The sequence below is a fragment of the Rhodococcus sp. ACPA1 genome (genome assembly GCF_002300195.1).
Lineage (GTDB): Bacteria > Actinomycetota > Actinomycetes > Mycobacteriales > Mycobacteriaceae > Rhodococcus_F > Rhodococcus_F opacus.
Genome location: NZ_NSDX01000003.1, coordinates 200,036 through 216,321 on the forward strand (window position 1 = coordinate 200,036; position 16,286 = coordinate 216,321).

General features: G+C 65.1%; 14 protein-coding genes. 9 read left to right on the forward strand and 5 right to left on the reverse strand.

The window, feature by feature from the left end:
* Window positions 1-163 precede the first annotated feature (163 nt).
* A complete protein-coding gene (locus CJ177_RS11475) occupies window positions 164-1,285 on the forward strand; it encodes an NDMA-dependent alcohol dehydrogenase (RefSeq protein WP_095868203.1) in 1,122 nt (373 codons plus the stop codon).
* A 78-nt stretch (window positions 1,286-1,363) separates the two neighbouring features.
* Here the strand turns inward: CJ177_RS11475 and CJ177_RS11480 are convergent, their stop codons facing one another.
* Together CJ177_RS11480 and CJ177_RS11485 are read right to left on the reverse strand one after the other, a co-directional pair.
* The gene (locus CJ177_RS11480) at window positions 1,364-2,164 is read right to left on the reverse strand and encodes an SDR family NAD(P)-dependent oxidoreductase (RefSeq protein ID WP_005250424.1); all 801 of its coding nucleotides are present in this window, start codon (window positions 2,162-2,164) and stop codon (window positions 1,364-1,366) included.
* An 88-nt stretch (window positions 2,165-2,252) separates the two neighbouring features.
* A complete protein-coding gene (locus CJ177_RS11485; RefSeq protein WP_095867778.1) occupies window positions 2,253-2,729 on the reverse strand; it encodes an SMP-30/gluconolactonase/LRE family protein in 477 nt (158 codons plus the stop codon).
* Window positions 2,730-3,158: 429 nt separating this feature from the next.
* On the opposite strand from CJ177_RS11485, the gene CJ177_RS11490 reads away from it, so the two are divergent.
* From CJ177_RS11490 to CJ177_RS11500, 3 genes are read left to right on the forward strand one after another with little or no spacing between them, the layout of a single operon-like run.
* A complete protein-coding gene (locus CJ177_RS11490) occupies window positions 3,159-4,511 on the forward strand; it encodes a phenylacetate--CoA ligase family protein (RefSeq protein WP_025433415.1) in 1,353 nt (450 codons plus the stop codon).
* The gene (locus tag CJ177_RS11495; RefSeq protein WP_095867779.1) at window positions 4,508-5,299 is read left to right on the forward strand and encodes an enoyl-CoA hydratase/isomerase family protein; all 792 of its coding nucleotides are present in this window, start codon (window positions 4,508-4,510) and stop codon (window positions 5,297-5,299) included. Before CJ177_RS11490 ends, CJ177_RS11495 begins: the two co-directional genes overlap by 4 nt.
* On the forward strand, window positions 5,296-6,459 hold the full coding sequence (locus tag CJ177_RS11500) for a CaiB/BaiF CoA-transferase family protein (protein WP_095867780.1): 1,164 nt from the start codon (window positions 5,296-5,298) through the stop codon (window positions 6,457-6,459). Before CJ177_RS11495 ends, CJ177_RS11500 begins: the two co-directional genes overlap by 4 nt.
* A gap of 84 nt (window positions 6,460-6,543) precedes the next feature.
* Here CJ177_RS11500 and CJ177_RS11505 read toward each other — a convergent pair whose 3' ends face one another.
* Window positions 6,544-7,917 (reverse strand): aromatic acid/H+ symport family MFS transporter, encoded by a 1,374-nt coding sequence (locus CJ177_RS11505; RefSeq protein WP_005250430.1) that lies wholly within the window; start codon window positions 7,915-7,917, stop codon window positions 6,544-6,546.
* Between the two features lie 535 nt (window positions 7,918-8,452).
* On the opposite strand from CJ177_RS11505, the gene CJ177_RS11510 reads away from it, so the two are divergent.
* Window positions 8,453-9,322 carry an acyl-CoA thioesterase domain-containing protein gene (locus CJ177_RS11510; protein WP_095867781.1) on the forward strand — a complete coding sequence of 290 codons (870 nt, stop codon included), beginning with the start codon at window positions 8,453-8,455 and terminating at the stop codon, window positions 9,320-9,322.
* A gap of 10 nt (window positions 9,323-9,332) precedes the next feature.
* Here the strand turns inward: CJ177_RS11510 and CJ177_RS11515 are convergent, their stop codons facing one another.
* Together CJ177_RS11515 and CJ177_RS11520 are read right to left on the reverse strand one after the other, a co-directional pair.
* Window positions 9,333-10,070, reverse strand: a complete 738-nt coding sequence (locus CJ177_RS11515) for an IclR family transcriptional regulator (protein ID WP_061042140.1) — start codon at window positions 10,068-10,070, stop codon at window positions 9,333-9,335.
* Between the two features lie 84 nt (window positions 10,071-10,154).
* The gene (locus tag CJ177_RS11520) at window positions 10,155-11,513 is read right to left on the reverse strand and encodes an MFS transporter (RefSeq protein WP_061042126.1); all 1,359 of its coding nucleotides are present in this window, start codon (window positions 11,511-11,513) and stop codon (window positions 10,155-10,157) included.
* Between the two features lie 212 nt (window positions 11,514-11,725).
* On the opposite strand from CJ177_RS11520, the gene CJ177_RS11525 reads away from it, so the two are divergent.
* The 4 genes from CJ177_RS11525 (at window position 11,726) to CJ177_RS11540 (ending at window position 16,258) form a co-directional block, all read left to right on the forward strand.
* Window positions 11,726-12,667 (forward strand): LysR substrate-binding domain-containing protein, encoded by a 942-nt coding sequence (locus CJ177_RS11525; RefSeq protein ID WP_061042125.1) that lies wholly within the window; start codon window positions 11,726-11,728, stop codon window positions 12,665-12,667.
* An 81-nt stretch (window positions 12,668-12,748) separates the two neighbouring features.
* A complete protein-coding gene (locus CJ177_RS11530; RefSeq protein ID WP_061042124.1) occupies window positions 12,749-13,645 on the forward strand; it encodes a LysR family transcriptional regulator in 897 nt (298 codons plus the stop codon).
* A gap of 323 nt (window positions 13,646-13,968) precedes the next feature.
* Complete coding sequence (locus CJ177_RS11535) at window positions 13,969-15,435, forward strand: aldehyde dehydrogenase (RefSeq protein ID WP_179443208.1); 1,467 nt, start codon at window positions 13,969-13,971, stop codon at window positions 15,433-15,435.
* 49 nt (window positions 15,436-15,484) lie between these two features.
* Window positions 15,485-16,258 (forward strand): N-acyl homoserine lactonase family protein, encoded by a 774-nt coding sequence (locus CJ177_RS11540; protein WP_218835101.1) that lies wholly within the window; start codon window positions 15,485-15,487, stop codon window positions 16,256-16,258.
* The last annotated feature ends 28 nt before the right edge of the window (window positions 16,259-16,286 follow it).

A 16,286-nucleotide genomic window follows, 5' to 3' on the forward strand; every position in this document is an offset into this window, starting at 1 on the left:
GTGCAGCTACGGTGCCCCGCGTTCGGCGCTCCGAAACTGGACGCTGTTCCCGGATCGCCCGAATGCTGCCGTCCACCAGCCAAGCTTCGTCACCGAGGAGTGCAACAGTCATGAGGAAATGCAGATATCGCACGGTTACCCACGGTTGTGGGGAGATGCGACCGTGCTGACGCGGGGAGGGGTTCTTCGGCAGTCGCCAGGTGAGTACGAGGTCGTGGAGTTGGAGGTCGACGACCCCCGGCCCGGTGAGATCCGCGTCAAGATGGTGGCCAGCGGCCTGTGCCACTCGGACGACCACTTCGCGACCGGAGACCAGCAACCCGGGATCCTGCCGATCGCAGGCGGCCACGAAGGTTCCGGCATCGTCGAAGCAGTCGGACCGGGCACCACAGGCTTCGCCGAAGGCGACCACGTGGTCTTCTCCTTCCTGCCGGTCTGCGGTCGCTGCCGATGGTGCGCCACCGGTCATCAAAATCTGTGCGACCTCGGCCGCTTTCTCGCCACCGGCGCCCGCTTCGACGACCCCACCTCGTTCCGCCTTTCGCTCGACGGCACACCGGTCGGGCAGCTCGCCGGCCTCGGTACGTTCTGCGAATACGTGACCGTCTCCACGGCATCGGCGATCAAGATCGATCCCTCGATCCCGCTGGACATCGCGTGTCTGACCGGGTGCAGCGTGGGGACCGGGTGGGGTGCGGCGGTCAACTCCGCACAGATCAGGCCGGGGCACGTTGTCATCGTGATGGGCATCGGAGGGATCGGCATCAACGCCGTCCAGGGTGCCGCACACGCCGGGGCAGGCGCGGTCATCGCCGTCGATCCGGTCGCCTTCAAACGCGAATCGGCGTTGAAGCTCGGGGCCACCCACGCCGTATCGGATATCGAGGAGGCCACCGAGGTCGCCCGGTCGATGACCAACGGTCAGGGCGCGGACGCCACCATTGTCACCGTCGGCGTCACCAGCGGACGTCACGTGGGGCAGGGCCTGCAGTCCGTCCGCAAGGCCGGGACCTGCGTCGTGGTCGGTCTCGGCGACACCCACGTGCGTGACGGTGACATCAACCTGCACGAGCTGGTCCTGTACCAGAAGCGTCTGCAGGGTTCCCTGTTCGGCGCCAGCTGTCCCACTGCCGACATCCCGGCACAGCTCGAGATGTACCAGCACGGGCAGCTTCGGCTCGACGAGCTCGTCACCACCCGCTATTCCCTCGACGACATCACCACGGGATTCGACGACATGAAAGCCAGCCGGAACCTTCGCGGCGTCATCGTCCACGACGCCTGATCATCCGAGTGTTCCCGCAACAGCAGGCGGGGCGGAGCGCGTCGCCGCTCCGCCCCGCCTGCTGTCGTCGGGTTCGTATCAGTGAATGGTCAAGCCGCCGGTGGGGCTGACAACAGTTCCGGTGAGGTAGTGCGCATCGTCGGATGCCAGGAAGGTCACCACGTCGCCGATGTCCTGAGGAGCCGCGACTCCCAGCGGACTGCGCTCGACGATCTTCTCGTACTGTTTCCGGTGATGGTCGGACACCCCGCCTTCACGCTGGAACGCCGCTTCCCACGACGGCGAATCCCGCACCACGGTCACGCACACACAATTCACCCTGATCCGATGTCTCGCCAACTCCTTGGACAGCACCTTGCTCGCCATGATCACTCCGCCGGAGAAGGTGGCGATTGCGGTCTGTCCTGGCGTCGGCACCCGGCCGCCCTCGGATGTCACGAAGACGACGCTTCCGCCGCCGCGCTCCCGCATGTAGGGAACAGCGGCCTGCACGACAAGGAGTTTCGCTGCCACCGCCTGCCCGATGAAGGCCGTCACCCGATCGAGGTCGATGTCGGAGAAGGGGCCGCGAACTGCGGGGGAGCGGGCTTCGTCGTCGTTGCCTCCGGCGTTGGGGACCACGATGTCGACACCACCGAAGCGGCGGGCGGCTTCCGCGGCGACCTCGTCCATGTCGGACTTCGAGCGCACGTCCCCGGCGATGAAACCTCCGGTTCCGCCCAGCCGTCGAATCTCGGCCAGTACTGCCTCGGCCTTGCGTTCGTCCCTGCCGTTGAGGGCCACGGTTGCTCCGCGCCCGGCAAGCCGCAGAGCGACTCCTTTGCCGATGCCCCCGGTGCCACCGGTGACGATAGCGACCTTGTCTTCGAGACTGTTCATTGCACACCTTGAATTGTTGAACGAAACGTCGACCGTGAATCACGGGACGTATACCGGCGCCCGGTGCGTGCTGCACTCGCGCCACCGATCAGACATGGCAGAGCGGCGACCGGAATTTCAGTCGAATCCGTTGACCACCAACGTAATGACCTCCGGAAGACGGGACGTCGACGCGGACCGCCAGCAGCTCGGCCGCATGCTCGACTTCGCGGACCTGGGGATCGAAGTCCGGCGCGGTGCACAGGAACAAAGTCCGCCCGTCACTTCCACCGAGAGCGCAGGCGAAGACACCTGTGGACGTCTGAATCTCGTCGACGATTCGACCGTTCTGTACCCGCACCACCCGTCCACCACCGAAGTCGGCGAACCACAATGCTCCCTCCGCGTCGAGGGTGCACCCGTCGGCGGCCACATTCATCATGGCGGTGACTGTGGCGATGTCGCGCTCACTCGTGGGTTCCCCGAACTTCGCCCACGTGTTCCGGTTCGTCAGGGAACCGTCGGTGGCGATGTCGAAGGCGGTACCATCTCGGTCCCTCCAGGAAGGAATAACCCGTACTGACAGTGGTGATCTCGCGGATCATCAAATCCTCCCGGGGAACGAACGGAGTTGTCGTCTCGACACGTAGCGAGCGGGCAACCTCATTTGCAGCGCCCACGCGGTATCTACCAGTTCGGCGCAGAATTCATTGATTTCAATATTATCGCCCGTTCCGGGAGGTTCCAATTGAAAACCTTCGAATCGGCAATTCGACCAGGCCGAATTGCTCTCGAAGTGCTCTTCCGGAGATTGTCGATTCTCCCATCATCGACGCATGGACATCGACGAATTACAAGCTATACTCCGGATTAGCGTCACTCTCGGTGCGAGCGAATATGCTTTAAGCGACAGCTCAGTCCTTTCCTGACATATCGTCACGCTCTAGGTGATCGAAGCCAAATGTGTGGAATTTCGATGTGGCGCTCATTCATACCGGACGACAAGGAAGCCCTCATGGCATCAGCTCCTTTCTCGGCGCACTACTGGAGTGCGGTCGAGGCTATTTCACCCAAGGACGCGCGAGCGGTCCAGAACGAGCGACTACAGGAGCAACTCGCCTACCTGTCCGCCCACAGCGCGTTCTACCGCACGAAGTTCGCCGAGCACGGAGTCGACGTCACGAAGGTCAGGACGGTAGAGGACCTGGCGGGTCTGCCGTTCACGGAAAAGCAGGAATTGCGGGACAGCCTGACCGCGGCGCCGCCGCTCGGAAACCATGTCGCGGCCGACCAGGCCGACATCGTGCAAATCCAGGCGTCCTCCGGTACCACCGGCAGCCCGTCCTACGTCGGGTTGACGCGGAGTGACATCGACGTGTGGTGCGAGCTGGGGGCGCGGGCGCTGTACGCCAACGGCTTCCGCCCGGGCGACCGGCTGTTGCACGGGTTCGGAATGAGCAAGGGATTCGTCGGTGGCATCCCGGTGGTGCAGATGGCCCAGTACATGGGCATCGTCGACATCCCGATCGGTGCCGAGGCCGGCGCCGACCGGCTGCTGCGGGTGCAGGCCGATCAGCGGCCGAGTGCCCTGATCGGAACGCCGAACTTCCTGGCTCACCTCGCCGAACAGGCACCGTCGATCGTGGGCCTGCCCGCTCACGAACTCGGGGTGCGCGCCATCAGCGTCGGCGGTGAGCCCGGCGGGGGACTGCCCGCGGTGCGGAACAAGCTCGAGGCCCTGTGGGGTGCCACCTCGCGGGAGATGCTGGGCGGCACCGATATCGCGTGCATCTACTGGGGTGAGTGCGAGGCCGGCGACGGCATGCACTTCCTCTCGCCAGACTTGATGGTGGCCGAGCTGATCGACCCCGACACGGACGAGCTGATCGAACCGGTCGACGGCGCGCAGGGAGAACTCGTCTACACGGCACTCCGGCGCCAGGCCTCACCGCTGCTTCGCTTCCGCACCCGCGACCACGTGGTGGTCACAGGGACCGACTGCGCGTGCGGCCGCACCGGGTACAAGGTTCGCTGCATCGGCCGAACCGACGACATGCTCATCGTCCGCGGGATCAATCTCTTCCCGTCCGCGGTCAAGCAGCTCGTGTCCGAGCTGACGCCCGCCACCACCGGGGAGATGCGCATCCGCGCAGACTTCGAGGGCCACTCCACCCAGCGTCCACTTCCCCTGGTCGTCGAGCACGCCAACGGCCTGACCGCCGAGCAGCAGTCCGAACTGCGCACCACCATCGAGCAGCGAGTCCGCTCGGCGCTCAACGTGAAAACGGTCGTCGACCTCGTCCCCGACGGAACCCTGAAGCGCCCCGACCACGTGAAGGTCGCCCTGATCGAACGAGTGAACTCATGAGGACCTACGAAGAGTTTCCGACACTGGCAATCGACCGCCCGTCCGACCACGTCCTGCGCATCGTGCTCGACGGGCCGGACCTGCACGCCGTCGGCCCGGACATGCACCGCGACCTGGCCGACGTGTGGACGGCGATCGACCGCGACGACTCCGTCCGCGCCGTACTCATCCGCGGCGCCGGCGACCGCGCCTTCTCCGCAGGGGGAAGCTTCGACCTGGTGGAGTCGATGGTGGAGGACTGGCAGGTGCGCACCCGCATCCTCCGGGAGGCCCGCGACCTCGTGCGCAACCTCATCGAATGCTCGAAGCCGATCGTCTCCGCCGTCAACGGTCCCGCGGTGGGAGCGGGACTGGTCGCCGCGCTCCTCGCGGATGTGTCCGTTGCCGGTCGGCGCGCGAAGATCGTCGACGGCCACGTCCGCCTCGGGGTCGCCGCCGGCGACCACGCGGCCATCTGCTGGCCGATGCTGTGCGGAATGGCGAAAGCCAAGTACCACCTGCTGATGAACGAAGTCCTCACCGGTGAGGAAGCGGAGCGTATCGGCCTCGTCTCCCTCTGCGTCGACGACGACCAGGTGCAGAGTCGCGCCCTGGAAATCGCCACCACCCTGGCCACCGGCGCACCGAGCGCGCTGCAGTGGACCAAGCACGCCCTGAACAACTGGTACCGGCAGGCGATGCCGATCTTCGACGCATCCCTCGGGCTCGAGTTCTACGGATTCGGCGGACCGGAAGTCGTCGAGGGCGTCGCCGCCCACCGCGAGAAGCGCGCACCGAGGTTCGCATGAGCGCGCCACTCGCGGGTGTGACCGTGGTGAGTCTCGAACAGGCCATCTCCGCTCCGCTGTGCACCCGCCATCTCGCCGATCTCGGTGCCCGGGTGATCAAGATCGAAAACCCCAACGGAGGCGACAGCACCCGCCACTACGACGGCGTGGTTCGCGGGATGGCCGCTCACTTCGTCTGGCTGAACCACGGCAAGGAATCGGCCGCGCTCGACCTCACCGACCCCACCGATCTCGAGGTGTTCACCGGACTCCTCGATCGCGCCGACGTCCTGGTCAGCAACCTCGCACCCGGTGCGCTGGGCCGGCTGGGGCTGGCACCCGCCACCCTCGCCGACACCTACCCCCGTCTCATCGTGGTCGACATCTCCGGATACGGCACCGGAGGTGTCCTCGACGACAAGCGCGCGTACGACCTGCTCGTGCAGGCCGAGGGCGGGTCCTGCTCGATCACCGGCTGGCCGGGACGGCCGGTGAAGTCCGGGATTCCGAGCGCCGACGTCGGCACCGCCCTGTACGCATATTCGGCGGTGCTCGCCGCACTGTACGACCGCAGATCCACCGGACGGGGCGCCGTCATCCCCATTGCGATGTTCGATGTCGTGGCCGAGATGATGGGTTTCGCGCTCAACCAGGTCGTCCACGCCCGCACCGAACCGGAGCCGGTCGGCATGGGGTCGCCGATGATCGCCCCGTACGGGGCGTTCGGCACGGCGGACGGGCAGACAGTGGTCCTCGGTACCACCAGCGACCGCGAGTGGCGCAGACTTGCCACCGACTTGCTGGACCGCCCTGACCTCGCCGACGACCCGCGTTACGCCCGCAATGCCGACCGGGTCACGCGTCGGGCCGAGCTCGACGAACTGCTCGGTGACTGGTGCCGGCAACGCACGCTCACCGACATCCAGTCGCTGGCCGACCGGGTGGGGATCGGCAACGCCCGCCTCAACACGGTGAGCGAACTCGCGACTCACCCACAGCTCACCGAACGTGGCCGCTGGCGTGACGTCGGGTCGCCCGTGGGCCCGGTACCGGCGCTCAAACCGCCCGCCATGGCGCTCGACTGGGCCATCCGCGCCGGCACCGTCCCCGCTCTCGGCGAGCACACCGCAGCCCTGCGCGCGGAGGTTCTGGACGCGCGGGCGAACCCGACGGTGGGCTGATCCGAGCGCACGAACGATAGACGAGGTGGGCACGAAGCACACAGGGACCTCACGATTCCCAGTGGTTCGTGCCCACGATGCGTCTCAATTGGGTGTGTCTTCTCCGGTCGTGGCAGGGGCAGGCGATGGTGACGCCGCCCCGGCGAACGGCGGTGTCGGGCCTGCAGGCGTCATGATCTTCGGAACGAGAGCGACGAAGACTGCTGCGATCAGTGCCGGGAGCGCGAACGCGTAGAAGTTCCATTCGTGTCCGATGTTCGAGCCGAGGATCCATCCGCCGAGCAAGGGGCCGAGAATCGCCCCGAAGCGGGCCAGTCCCATGACCGCACCGACGGCGGATCCTCGGCACGACGCCGGAAAATGTTCTGCGACATATCCGTACGTCAGCGTGGAAGTCCCGATCGTGCCGAGTCCGGCGCCGGCGACCGCGACCATCAGGAATACGATATCCAGCTTCTGGCTGAGCACGAGGAGCGAGAGTGCCCCCACGAGGAAGAACGGGATGACCACTCGTTTGGAGCCGAAGCGATCAGCAAGCAAGGAACCGCCGACCGCGCCGATGATGGCACCGACCTGAAGTACGAGTAGGAACTGCAACGACGAACCGAGCGGGTAGCCGGCTTCCCGCATGAGCTGCGGCAGCCAGGTATTGAGGCCGTAGACGATCAGCTGTGCGCAGAAACCTGTGAGCACGAACAGGATCGCCGACATCCGGAAGCGATGCGAGAGCAACAGGCGGTAGCCGCGCCGACCCTCCGTTTCCTCACTCGCCGCGGCGGCCTGTTCCGCATGCTCGGCCGCCATGGCGTCGAAGTCGAGGCGATACTGGTCCGCCAGCGCCCTCGCCTCCGACGTCCTGCCTTGGACCACGAAGTAGTTGACCGATTCAGGAAGCCTGAGGTACATCACGGGCAGCACCACCACATAGAGGGCTGCGATGGTGTACATCAGGCGCCAGCTGTGTTCGGGAAGAAGGGCGATCGCCGCGAGGGCGGAGATGATGCCTCCGACGGAGTACCCCGTCAGCATGAGTCCGTTGTAGAGTTGCCGGCGCCCCTTCGGCGCGAATTCGATGGTCAGCGCGACTGCCGAGGGCACCACCCCGCCGAGACCGATCCCGGTGAGAAATCTGGCGAAGCCGAAGAACTCGGGAGACTGCGCCAACGCGCACGCAGCCGAGCCGGCCGAGAACCAGAGGACGCCGACCATCATGACGTTGCGGCGGCCGATTCGATCGGTGATCGGACCCGCGAGGAGGAAACCGACCATCAGGCCGGCCAGCGTCCAGCTGCCGATCAAACCCGCACTGCCGTGCGACATCTCCCATCCGGGCTCGTCGAGCAGGCTGGGAACGGTCGCGCCGTAGACGATCAGGTCGAAACCGTCCGCAACGATGGTCATGAAGCACAGGGCGACCACGAACAGCCCACTGCGTGTGTTCGGCACAGAGGGTGCCATATTGTTCTCCTGGTTGTGCTTGAATCGGATGTTCAGAGAGAGCTTTTCAGCTACTGCCGGTCGATGTTGCGCATCGCGCGATGCCGTTTGATCGTATTTCTCGTCACACCCGCTTCCAATTGAAAAGATATGAAGTGATGATTCGAGCCTTGCGAATTATCCTGGTGCAGGACCGTATCGGAGTGGCACGAGCGACCCTGGCCGAAGCGAAGCCGCTGGAGAGCGGCGCCTCGTCACTGGGAGTACTGCAGCGTCAACCACCCCGCGTGCTTTCCTGGAAGGAAATTCTCTGTTCGCAGAATGGGAATCAGACGACTTCATTTCTGGGAAATGAGCGATTCGAGAATGTGAAATTGACGCGGAGTCTGCGGAATGGATAGCCTGAAGCGATTGTGAGACAGGCCGGATGAGTAGCGAACTCGAGTCGATACTCGCGTCGAAGCCGCGGCCGTCGACGGCCGGCAGTTGGAGTGCACACTGAAGTAGGCACCCACTCGAATCGTCCGATTCGAACTTTGACGAGGGAGATCCGTAGATGACATCCGCGTTCTTCAGTCTGGCCCCGGGTCGTGATGTGCGCTCCGAGGAACTTCTGCCCCACGCTCCCGCCGGAAGCGGTTGGGGCAGTGAGCACATGCGAGGCATGGCCGTCAGCGGGGCTCTCGCGCGTGCGGCCGAGAGGGCTGTAGAGGCGCTCGGGCGTCAGGACCTCCAACCGGTCCGGTGGACGCTCGACCTCTTCCGCCCCGCGGGGATGAAACCGTCCGTCACGTCCACCACCGTTGTTCGCGAAGGACGCCGCCTGTGCCTCGTCGACGCGGTGATGACCCAGGACGGGGAAGCGGTCGCGCGGGCCAGCGCGCTGTATCTGAGTCCCACCACGACACCGGAGGGGATTGTGTGGGCTTCGGGTAATAGTCCGCAGCCGCCCCACGACGACTGCCGGCGGTCCGCGGGCAGCGCCGAAAGGCTGTACTACAGCGCCGGCGCGGGCTGGACACCGCCCGCGGACGCACCGCAGAACGGTGATCGCAAGCAGATCTGGCAGTTTGCGATCCCGGTGGTCGAGGGCGAAGCACTGACTGCGTTCCAGATGGCCGCTAGCGTCGCGGATGCCGCGAATGTCGTAAGCAATTTGGGCAGTGCGGGACTCGAGTACATCAACGCCGATGTGACTCTTGCGCTTGCGCGTCTGCCGGAGAGTCTAGAGCTTGGACTGGCTGCACTGGACCGCTCAGAGCAGCACGGCATCTCCGTCGGCACGGGGCTGGTGTTCGACCGACTGGGTGTGGTCGGTTCGGTCACCGTCTCCGCGGTCGGTAACGCACGGCGCGCCGTCGACCTCCGGATGTTCGGACACGGTGACGACGCGCGGGGGCAGCCGAAATCGGGTGCTGCGACCTAAGCTTCCGCCGCTACTGTGCCGTCAGGCGCTCTGCGACGTGGCGTGCCTCGGTGATCGCGGCGTCGGCGATCTCCTCGAGGCGGAGGTCGATCCGTGTTCGCGGCCCGGCGACGGTCAGGACCGCAACGTGCTTCTCGCCGTGGAAGACCGGGGCAGCCACGCCGCCGAGGTCGGGGGTCACCTCTTTGCTCGCGAACGCGATTCCGTCACGTGTGATGCGCTCGAGTTCCTCGTGTGCCAGTCGGCGCTTCTCGGGCTCCTCGATGTGGGTGTCGAGATAGGTGTCGCGGAACCGCTGATCCGTGTAGGCCAGGAAGCATTTGCCGGCGGTCGATGGGAAGAGCGGGCGCCGGACGTGGAGTGCGGGCGAGAACCGAATCGGCTGCGTCGACTCGATGATGTCGATGTTCACGACGGATTCCCCGATTCGCACGCAGAGCGTGACCGTTTCGTCGAAGCGACTGTGCAAGGACTCCATGCTCTCCCGCGCTACCCGGTCCACCTGAGGCGTGTGCGCCGAGAGGAGTGTGCCGACGGCGGGGCCGAGAGTGTAGGCGCCGTTCTCGGTGAGGTATCCGGTGGCGACCAAGCCCTTCACGATGTAGTGCACCGACGAACGGGGGGCGTCCAGCGCCGCGGCGAGCTGGGCGAGCGACAGCCCGTTCGCACTCCGGGAAACGAGCTCGAGGATCGTCATGACACGGGAGACCGTGCGATGCTCTTTCGCCTCACCAGGGACCGGCGGCACGTGGCTCTCCCTCTTCTCGATCACCGATCGACTCAGACTACAGGTGGCTGGGGCACTGCCACGCCGGGCAGTGCCCCAACCGAGTCACCGCGCGGCCGGAGCGCTTTCGGTAGCACTGGTGTGATTGCTGATGCTGATGGTGCGGCACTGGTCGCCGAGTGCAGCGCCCGCGATGAGTATCGCGCCGACGATGAAGATCAGGGAGACGCCCCAGGTGGAGTGGGTCGGGGAGAGGGTGACCATGGTCAGTGCCGCGAGCGGAGCGAGGCCACCGGCGAGGGCACCGCTGACTTCCCGTCCGGCGCCGAGGCCCGAGGCGCGGACTTCGGGTGGGAACTGCCGGGCGAGGAAGGACCCGGAAGCCGCGAGCAGGGTGGGCTGGACGATGCCGACGGTGAGGATGAGTGCGAGCCAGATGTAGACCGGTCGGTCGGTGTTCAGGAGCCAGAAGAAGGGGAAGGCCAGCCCTGCCACACACCCGGCGCCGGTCAGCATGATGCGGCGTGTCCCGGCGCTGTCGCAGAGCCGTCCGGCGATGGGGATGGTCACGAGCGCGACGGCACTGGCCAGGCTGATGCCGAACGCGCCGACGTTGGCGGCGACGTCGCGGAATTCGGAGAGATAGGACAGCGAGAACGTCTTGAAGATGTAGCTGATGCCGTTGACGCCGATGGTGGACACGGCGACGACGGTCAAACCACGCCAGTGGTTCTTCAGCAGGTTACGGAACGGCTGCGCCTTCTTGCGGGTTTGAGCCTGGGCGGCGACCTTTTCGAAGTCGGGGGTCTCGGGCAGGTTCCGCCGCATCCAGTAGCCCAGAGCAACGAGGACGAAGCTGGCCAGGAATGGGATCCGCCAGCCCCAGCTGTAGAGGTCAGCTTTGTCGAGGCTCGTCACGGCAGCCACTGCCAGGGACGACGCCAGAAGGCCGACGCTCACTCCCATGGCGGGCCACGCGCCCTGCCGTCCGCGGGACTTCTCGTCGGCGTGCTCGTAGGACATCGCGATGGCGCTGCCGAATTCTGCGCCGGCACCGAGTCCCTGGACGATGCGGAACAGAACCAGCAGCACGGGTGCGGCAATCCCGATCGTCTCGTACGACGGGATCAGGCCGATACAGCCACTGGCCAGGCCCATCAGTAGGAGGTTGAACGACAGCACCGCCTTGCGCCCGATCTTGTCGCCGAGGATGCCGAACACGATTCCGCCGAGCGGGCGGGCGAGGAATCCGACCGCGAACGTGGAGAACGCGGCGAGAGTGCTGACCGTGGAGTTCTCCGAGGGAAAGAAGAGCGGGCCGAACACCAGTGCGGCCATCGATGCGTAGAGGTAGAAGTCGAACAGCTCGAGCGCTGTGCCGACCACTACGGCGGGACCGACGTTCTTCGGCTTCCGTCGGGGCGGATTAGGGGAGCTGTGGGGCGATGCCGGTGGCTGTGTCACGGGTCGAGCCTCTTCTCTTGCTTCGGACGAAGACTGTCATGTTCATATATATGAACATCGGATTCGTAACTACGATGATATGATCTGGAACACTAGGGAGTGAGCTAGGCCACGTCAACCCTGTTCCGGTACTTGTCTCTCGCGGTCTCGGTCGCGCAGACACGGCTCGATTGGCGTGGCCGAGTGCGCGTTTCGGAGATCGTGAGGGCGGCATGGCTATGTTCAACAGACTTCATCTGATTCGACAGGTCGATCTGTTCACGTTGCGACTGTTTCTTTCCGCGATCGAAGAGCAGCAGATCGGACTGGCCGCGATCAGGGAAAACATCGCCGCATCCACGGCGACCAAGCGCATCCAAGTTTTGGAGGACATTGCCGGGATCAAACTTCTCGATCGTGGCCCCAAGGGCGTTGTCCCCAGCCCCGCCGGTGCGGTCCTCGAAAGATATGTGCGCTCGATCTTCGGCAGCCTCGAGGAGATGCGATCAGAGATAGCGTCGTTGACCGAAGGCGTGCAGGGGGACCTGACGATCGTCTCGGCCCGATCGATCATCGTTCCGTTCCTGGCGCGAGAGCTGGGCGAGTACACCCGTGAGTTCCCACTCGTCGACCTGGCCGTGCGCGAGACCGAGAACGCCGAGATCGTTCAGCAAGTCGCGCGCGGCGAAGCGGACCTCGGGGTATTCGCCGCCGCACACGAACTCGATCTCGACGGCGTCGACGTCACGCCCTACCGGCGAGACCGGTTGGTCGCTGTGGTGCCGCTGGGCCACCGGCTCACCGAGCAGTCGGCTGTGACGTTTCAGGAGCTGCTGCCCGAAAACCTGTTCGCGGCACGCGCGATGGTCCCCGCGTTCCGGGCCGCGGCGAACCGGCTGGGCGAGCAATTCGATTCCAAGCACTCCGTACGGAGCGGAGAAGTCGCGATCAGTCTCGTCCAGGCGGGTATGGGTGTCACTGTGCAGCCGGAGTGCCTACTCAGTCACGAAATGACGAGCCGTGTCGCGGTGATGGAATTCGCCGAGCCGTGGGCGGTGCGCAGGATCCACCTCGCCACCGCACACGGGCGAGGCCCGAGCCCCGCGGCGCGCGCACTGGTCAAGCAGCTGCTCGACCGCCCGCACGACGAGTTCGACGACGTGAATTCGTCCTGAGCGAACCGGGGGTTTCCCGAGCGTGCGCGTTTGTCATGACGTGGACCGGGTGATCCGACTGATCGGTACTATGCTCCAACCATGCAGTGGCAGGTCGACCTTTTCAGCCTGAGGCTCTTTCTTTCGGCCGTCGAAGAACGTCAGATAGGGCTCGCGGCAGCACGGGAGCATATCGCCCCGTCGACCGCCACGAAGCGAATTCAGGCGCTCGAAGCCATGTTCGGCCTCCCTCTCCTGCACCGGGCACGAACAGGCGTGGCGCCTACCGAGGCGGGTGCGGTCCTGGCCCGGTACGCGCAGAAAATGCTCGCCGACTTCGACGATCTGCACTCGGAACTGACCACCCTCACCGCGCAGGTGGAGGATCGACTGGTGGTCGCCGCGGCGCACTCGGTGATCATCGATCTCCTGGCGCCGGCGGTCCGAATGTTCATCAACGAGCGTCCGTTCGTCGAGCTGTCGCTGCGCGAGGTGGACAACAGCGAAGTGATTCGCCAGATCGAAGCCGGGGACTGCGATATCGGTGTGTTCGCCAGCGTCGGCGAACCGCAGTGCGCCGCCGCCGAGATGGAACTCCTCGGCAGCGAGCCTCTCGTTGCCGTACTGCCACGAGAACACCGTCTCGCACATCGGAGTTCCGTGAGATTCGGCGAACTTGCCACCGAGGGGCTGATCGCAACACACACGACGGTGTCGATCTTCCAGGCTCACGGAGCAGAAGCCCGCGATCTCCGACATGTGGTGCGCACGGGTGAGGTGGCACTCGGTATGGTCCGGGCCGGCCTGGGAGCCACGGTTGTCCCGCAGCGAATGGCTGCCCAGGCAACAGACTCCGAGATGCTGGTGCGGCCGCTGGACGAGAGTTGGGCGGTGCGACGCATCAACGTCGCCACGACGACGCGGATGTTGGGTGCCCCGACGGTCGCCGCTTTCCTCGGGTGCTTGATCAGACAGGTGCCGCGGACGTCCGCAGAGTAGATTTACGCCGCAGCCATCGGCGAGCCATGCTCTGAGCTGCACACTTCGACGCCCGCGAAGGGACCTTGCCGAATCGCCAATTGACTGTCGTGATCAGCCGTTCGATAGTTGTGGAGGCGTAGGTCACAACAGGTCGGGTTTGTGAATTGAACCTGATCGCCGTGCGAAAGTATCTGACGGCCGAAGGTGAATCACAGTGCGGCAGGCGAATTCCGGGCCCTTCTTCATCGTCGGTGACTGGCAGAACGTGGCGGTGAGCTGCGCCAGGCCGCATGGCGGATAGAGCAGTCGTCTTCAATCCAACAATTGGCAGGAGTTACGTCATGGTGTGGCAGGGCAACTACACGAGCTTGTTCATCGGTGGGGAGTGGGTTGAACCCGCCACCGATGACACCATTGGAGTCGTGTCGCCGTTCACGGAACAGGCGCTAGCCCGGATTCCCGCTGGTTCGGGGGCGGACGTCGACCGCGCGGTACGTGCTGCGCGTGAGGCTTTCGACCACGGCCCGTGGCCGCGCATGAGCCTGTCGGAGCGTATGGATGTGGTCCGCAGATTCGGCAAAACGATCACCGAGAATCGCGAATCGATCGCGGCGTTGATCACGGACGAGATGGGCTGTCCGATCACGCAGACGGTCGCATCCCAGTCCGGCGCCGCCATTGCGTTGATCGATACCAACCTCGAACTCGTCGAGCAGTACCCGTGGCGGACCGTGCGCCGTTCGAACACCGGCAACGCGCTCGTCACCCGTGTGCCGATCGGAGTGGTCGCGGCGGTTGTGCCGTGGAACGCACCACTGTCGGTCGCGATGCTCAAGCTCGTCCCCGCACTACTGTCAGGCTGCACTGTCATCCTGAAGCCGTCCCCCGAGGCTCCGCTGAGTTCCTACCTTCTCGCGGAAATGGTTCAGGCCGCGGGCTTCCCGGCCGGCGTGATGAGCATCGTCACCGCCGACCGGGCCGAGAGTGAATACCTCGTCACCCACCCCGGCGTGAACAAGGTGTCGTTCACCGGTTCGACCCTCGCCGGCCGACGCATAGCGTCGTTGTGTGGCAACGACCTCCGGCGCTACACACTCGAACTGGGCGGGAAGTCCGCCGCGATCGTCCTCGACGACGCCGACCTCGATGGTGCGGTGCAGTCCCTCCGGACGCAGTCGTTCCGTTACAACGGTCAGGCATGCACGAACAAGACGCGGATCATCGTGTCGCGGCGTCGCGAGAAGGACCTGACCGACCGGCTGGCGGCAATGGTCGAGGATCTTCGCGTAGGTGATCCCTTCGACGAGTCGACGGAGATCGGCCCCCTCGTGAGCCTGCAACATCGCGAGCGCGTCGAAGGCTACATCGCCGCGGGTCGGGAGGAAGGCGCAACCGTCGTCGTCGGCGGTGGCCGCCCCGCCGAGTTCCAGCGCGGCGTGTTCGTCGAACCGACGCTGTTCACCAACGTCACCCCCGACATGAAGATCGCGCAGGAGGAAATCTTCGGTCCGGTCGTGGGCGTCCTCGTCGTCGACGACGAGGAAGAGGCGATCGCCGTCGCGAACGACTCGGCATACGGGCTCAGCGGTGCCGTCTACGGCGCGGATCCTGACCACGCACTCGCGGTCGCCCGGCGGATCCAGACCGGCACCGTCGAGATCAACGGGAACAGCGCCGGCTTCCACGCCCCGTTCGGTGGATTCAAACACAGCGGGATCGGCCGCGAGGCCGGCCTCGAAGGATTCGACGCGTTCGTCGAGCTGAAGTCCTACGGCATCTCCGCGGAGGTCGCCGACACCCTCGGCTGACATGGCCGTCGCCCACTCTCTTGTCCCGCAACCTCGAAAGGTTATGTCCATGACGGCAAATCGACTCTGGCCCCTGGCCGGAGCATCCATCACACTCGACAGTGGCTTGATCACCATGGGCCACCACGGAACGCTCTCGGTCCCGATTCCGACCTTCCTCATCGAGCACGATCGGGGCCTGGTCCTCTTCGACACCGGCCTGGCCCCGGAGGCGTGGAACGACCCCCGCTCGGTGTACGGCGACCTGGTCGATGTGTTCGCCCTCGACTGCCCGCCGGGGAACACCCTGGAATTGCAGATCCAGAAGTGCGGTTTCGAGCTCTCCGACATCACTCACGTCGTCATCTCCCACTCCCACTTCGACCACACCGGAGGCATGTACCTCTTCCCGGATGCCGAGTTCTACATGTCGGAAGTGGATCTGCGCTACGCATTCTGGCCGGACCCGCCTTACCGCGGCTTCTACCGGACGCAGGATCTCGAGCTGACACGGTCGTTCAAGTGGAATCCGCTGCGTGAGGACTACGACCTGTTCGGCGACGGAAGCCTCGTCATCTACCAGACTCCGGGGCATACCCCCGGCGAGGTCAGCCTGTTGGTCAAGCTCCCGTCGCGGTCGTTCCTGATCACCGGCGACTCGGTTCATCTCCGCTCCGGTCTGGAATCGGAATGCCCGTGCCCGGTGGACGTCAATGCGATTCAGACCGTGCAATCCATCCAGCGGATCAAGCAGATCAGTGCGAGCCTGCAGGCCGAGATCTGGGTGTTGCACGACCCGGACGACTGGGAACGGCTCGGCAATGTCGAAGGCGGCTACAAGTGACGACGCCGCGCCAGCCAATTCTTCGTCT

Coding starts and splice junctions, on each gene's coding strand:
- CJ177_RS11525 (WP_061042125.1), top strand. CDS start 11,726: ATGGCTATGTTCAACAGACTTCATCTGATTCGACAGGTCGATCTGTTC.
- CJ177_RS11500 (WP_095867780.1), top strand. CDS start 5,296: ATGAGCGCGCCACTCGCGGGTGTGACCGTGGTGAGTCTCGAACAGGCC.
- CJ177_RS11530 (WP_061042124.1), top strand. CDS start 12,749: ATGCAGTGGCAGGTCGACCTTTTCAGCCTGAGGCTCTTTCTTTCGGCC.
- CJ177_RS11480 (WP_005250424.1), bottom strand. CDS start 2,164: ATGAACAGTCTCGAAGACAAGGTCGCTATCGTCACCGGTGGCACCGGG.
- CJ177_RS11495 (WP_095867779.1), top strand. CDS start 4,508: ATGAGGACCTACGAAGAGTTTCCGACACTGGCAATCGACCGCCCGTCC.
- CJ177_RS11505 (WP_005250430.1), bottom strand. CDS start 7,917: ATGGCACCCTCTGTGCCGAACACACGCAGTGGGCTGTTCGTGGTCGCC.
- CJ177_RS11490 (WP_025433415.1), top strand. CDS start 3,159: ATGGCATCAGCTCCTTTCTCGGCGCACTACTGGAGTGCGGTCGAGGCT.
- CJ177_RS11535 (WP_179443208.1), top strand. CDS start 13,969: ATGGTGTGGCAGGGCAACTACACGAGCTTGTTCATCGGTGGGGAGTGG.
- CJ177_RS11540 (WP_218835101.1), top strand. CDS start 15,485: ATGACGGCAAATCGACTCTGGCCCCTGGCCGGAGCATCCATCACACTC.
- CJ177_RS11510 (WP_095867781.1), top strand. CDS start 8,453: ATGACATCCGCGTTCTTCAGTCTGGCCCCGGGTCGTGATGTGCGCTCC.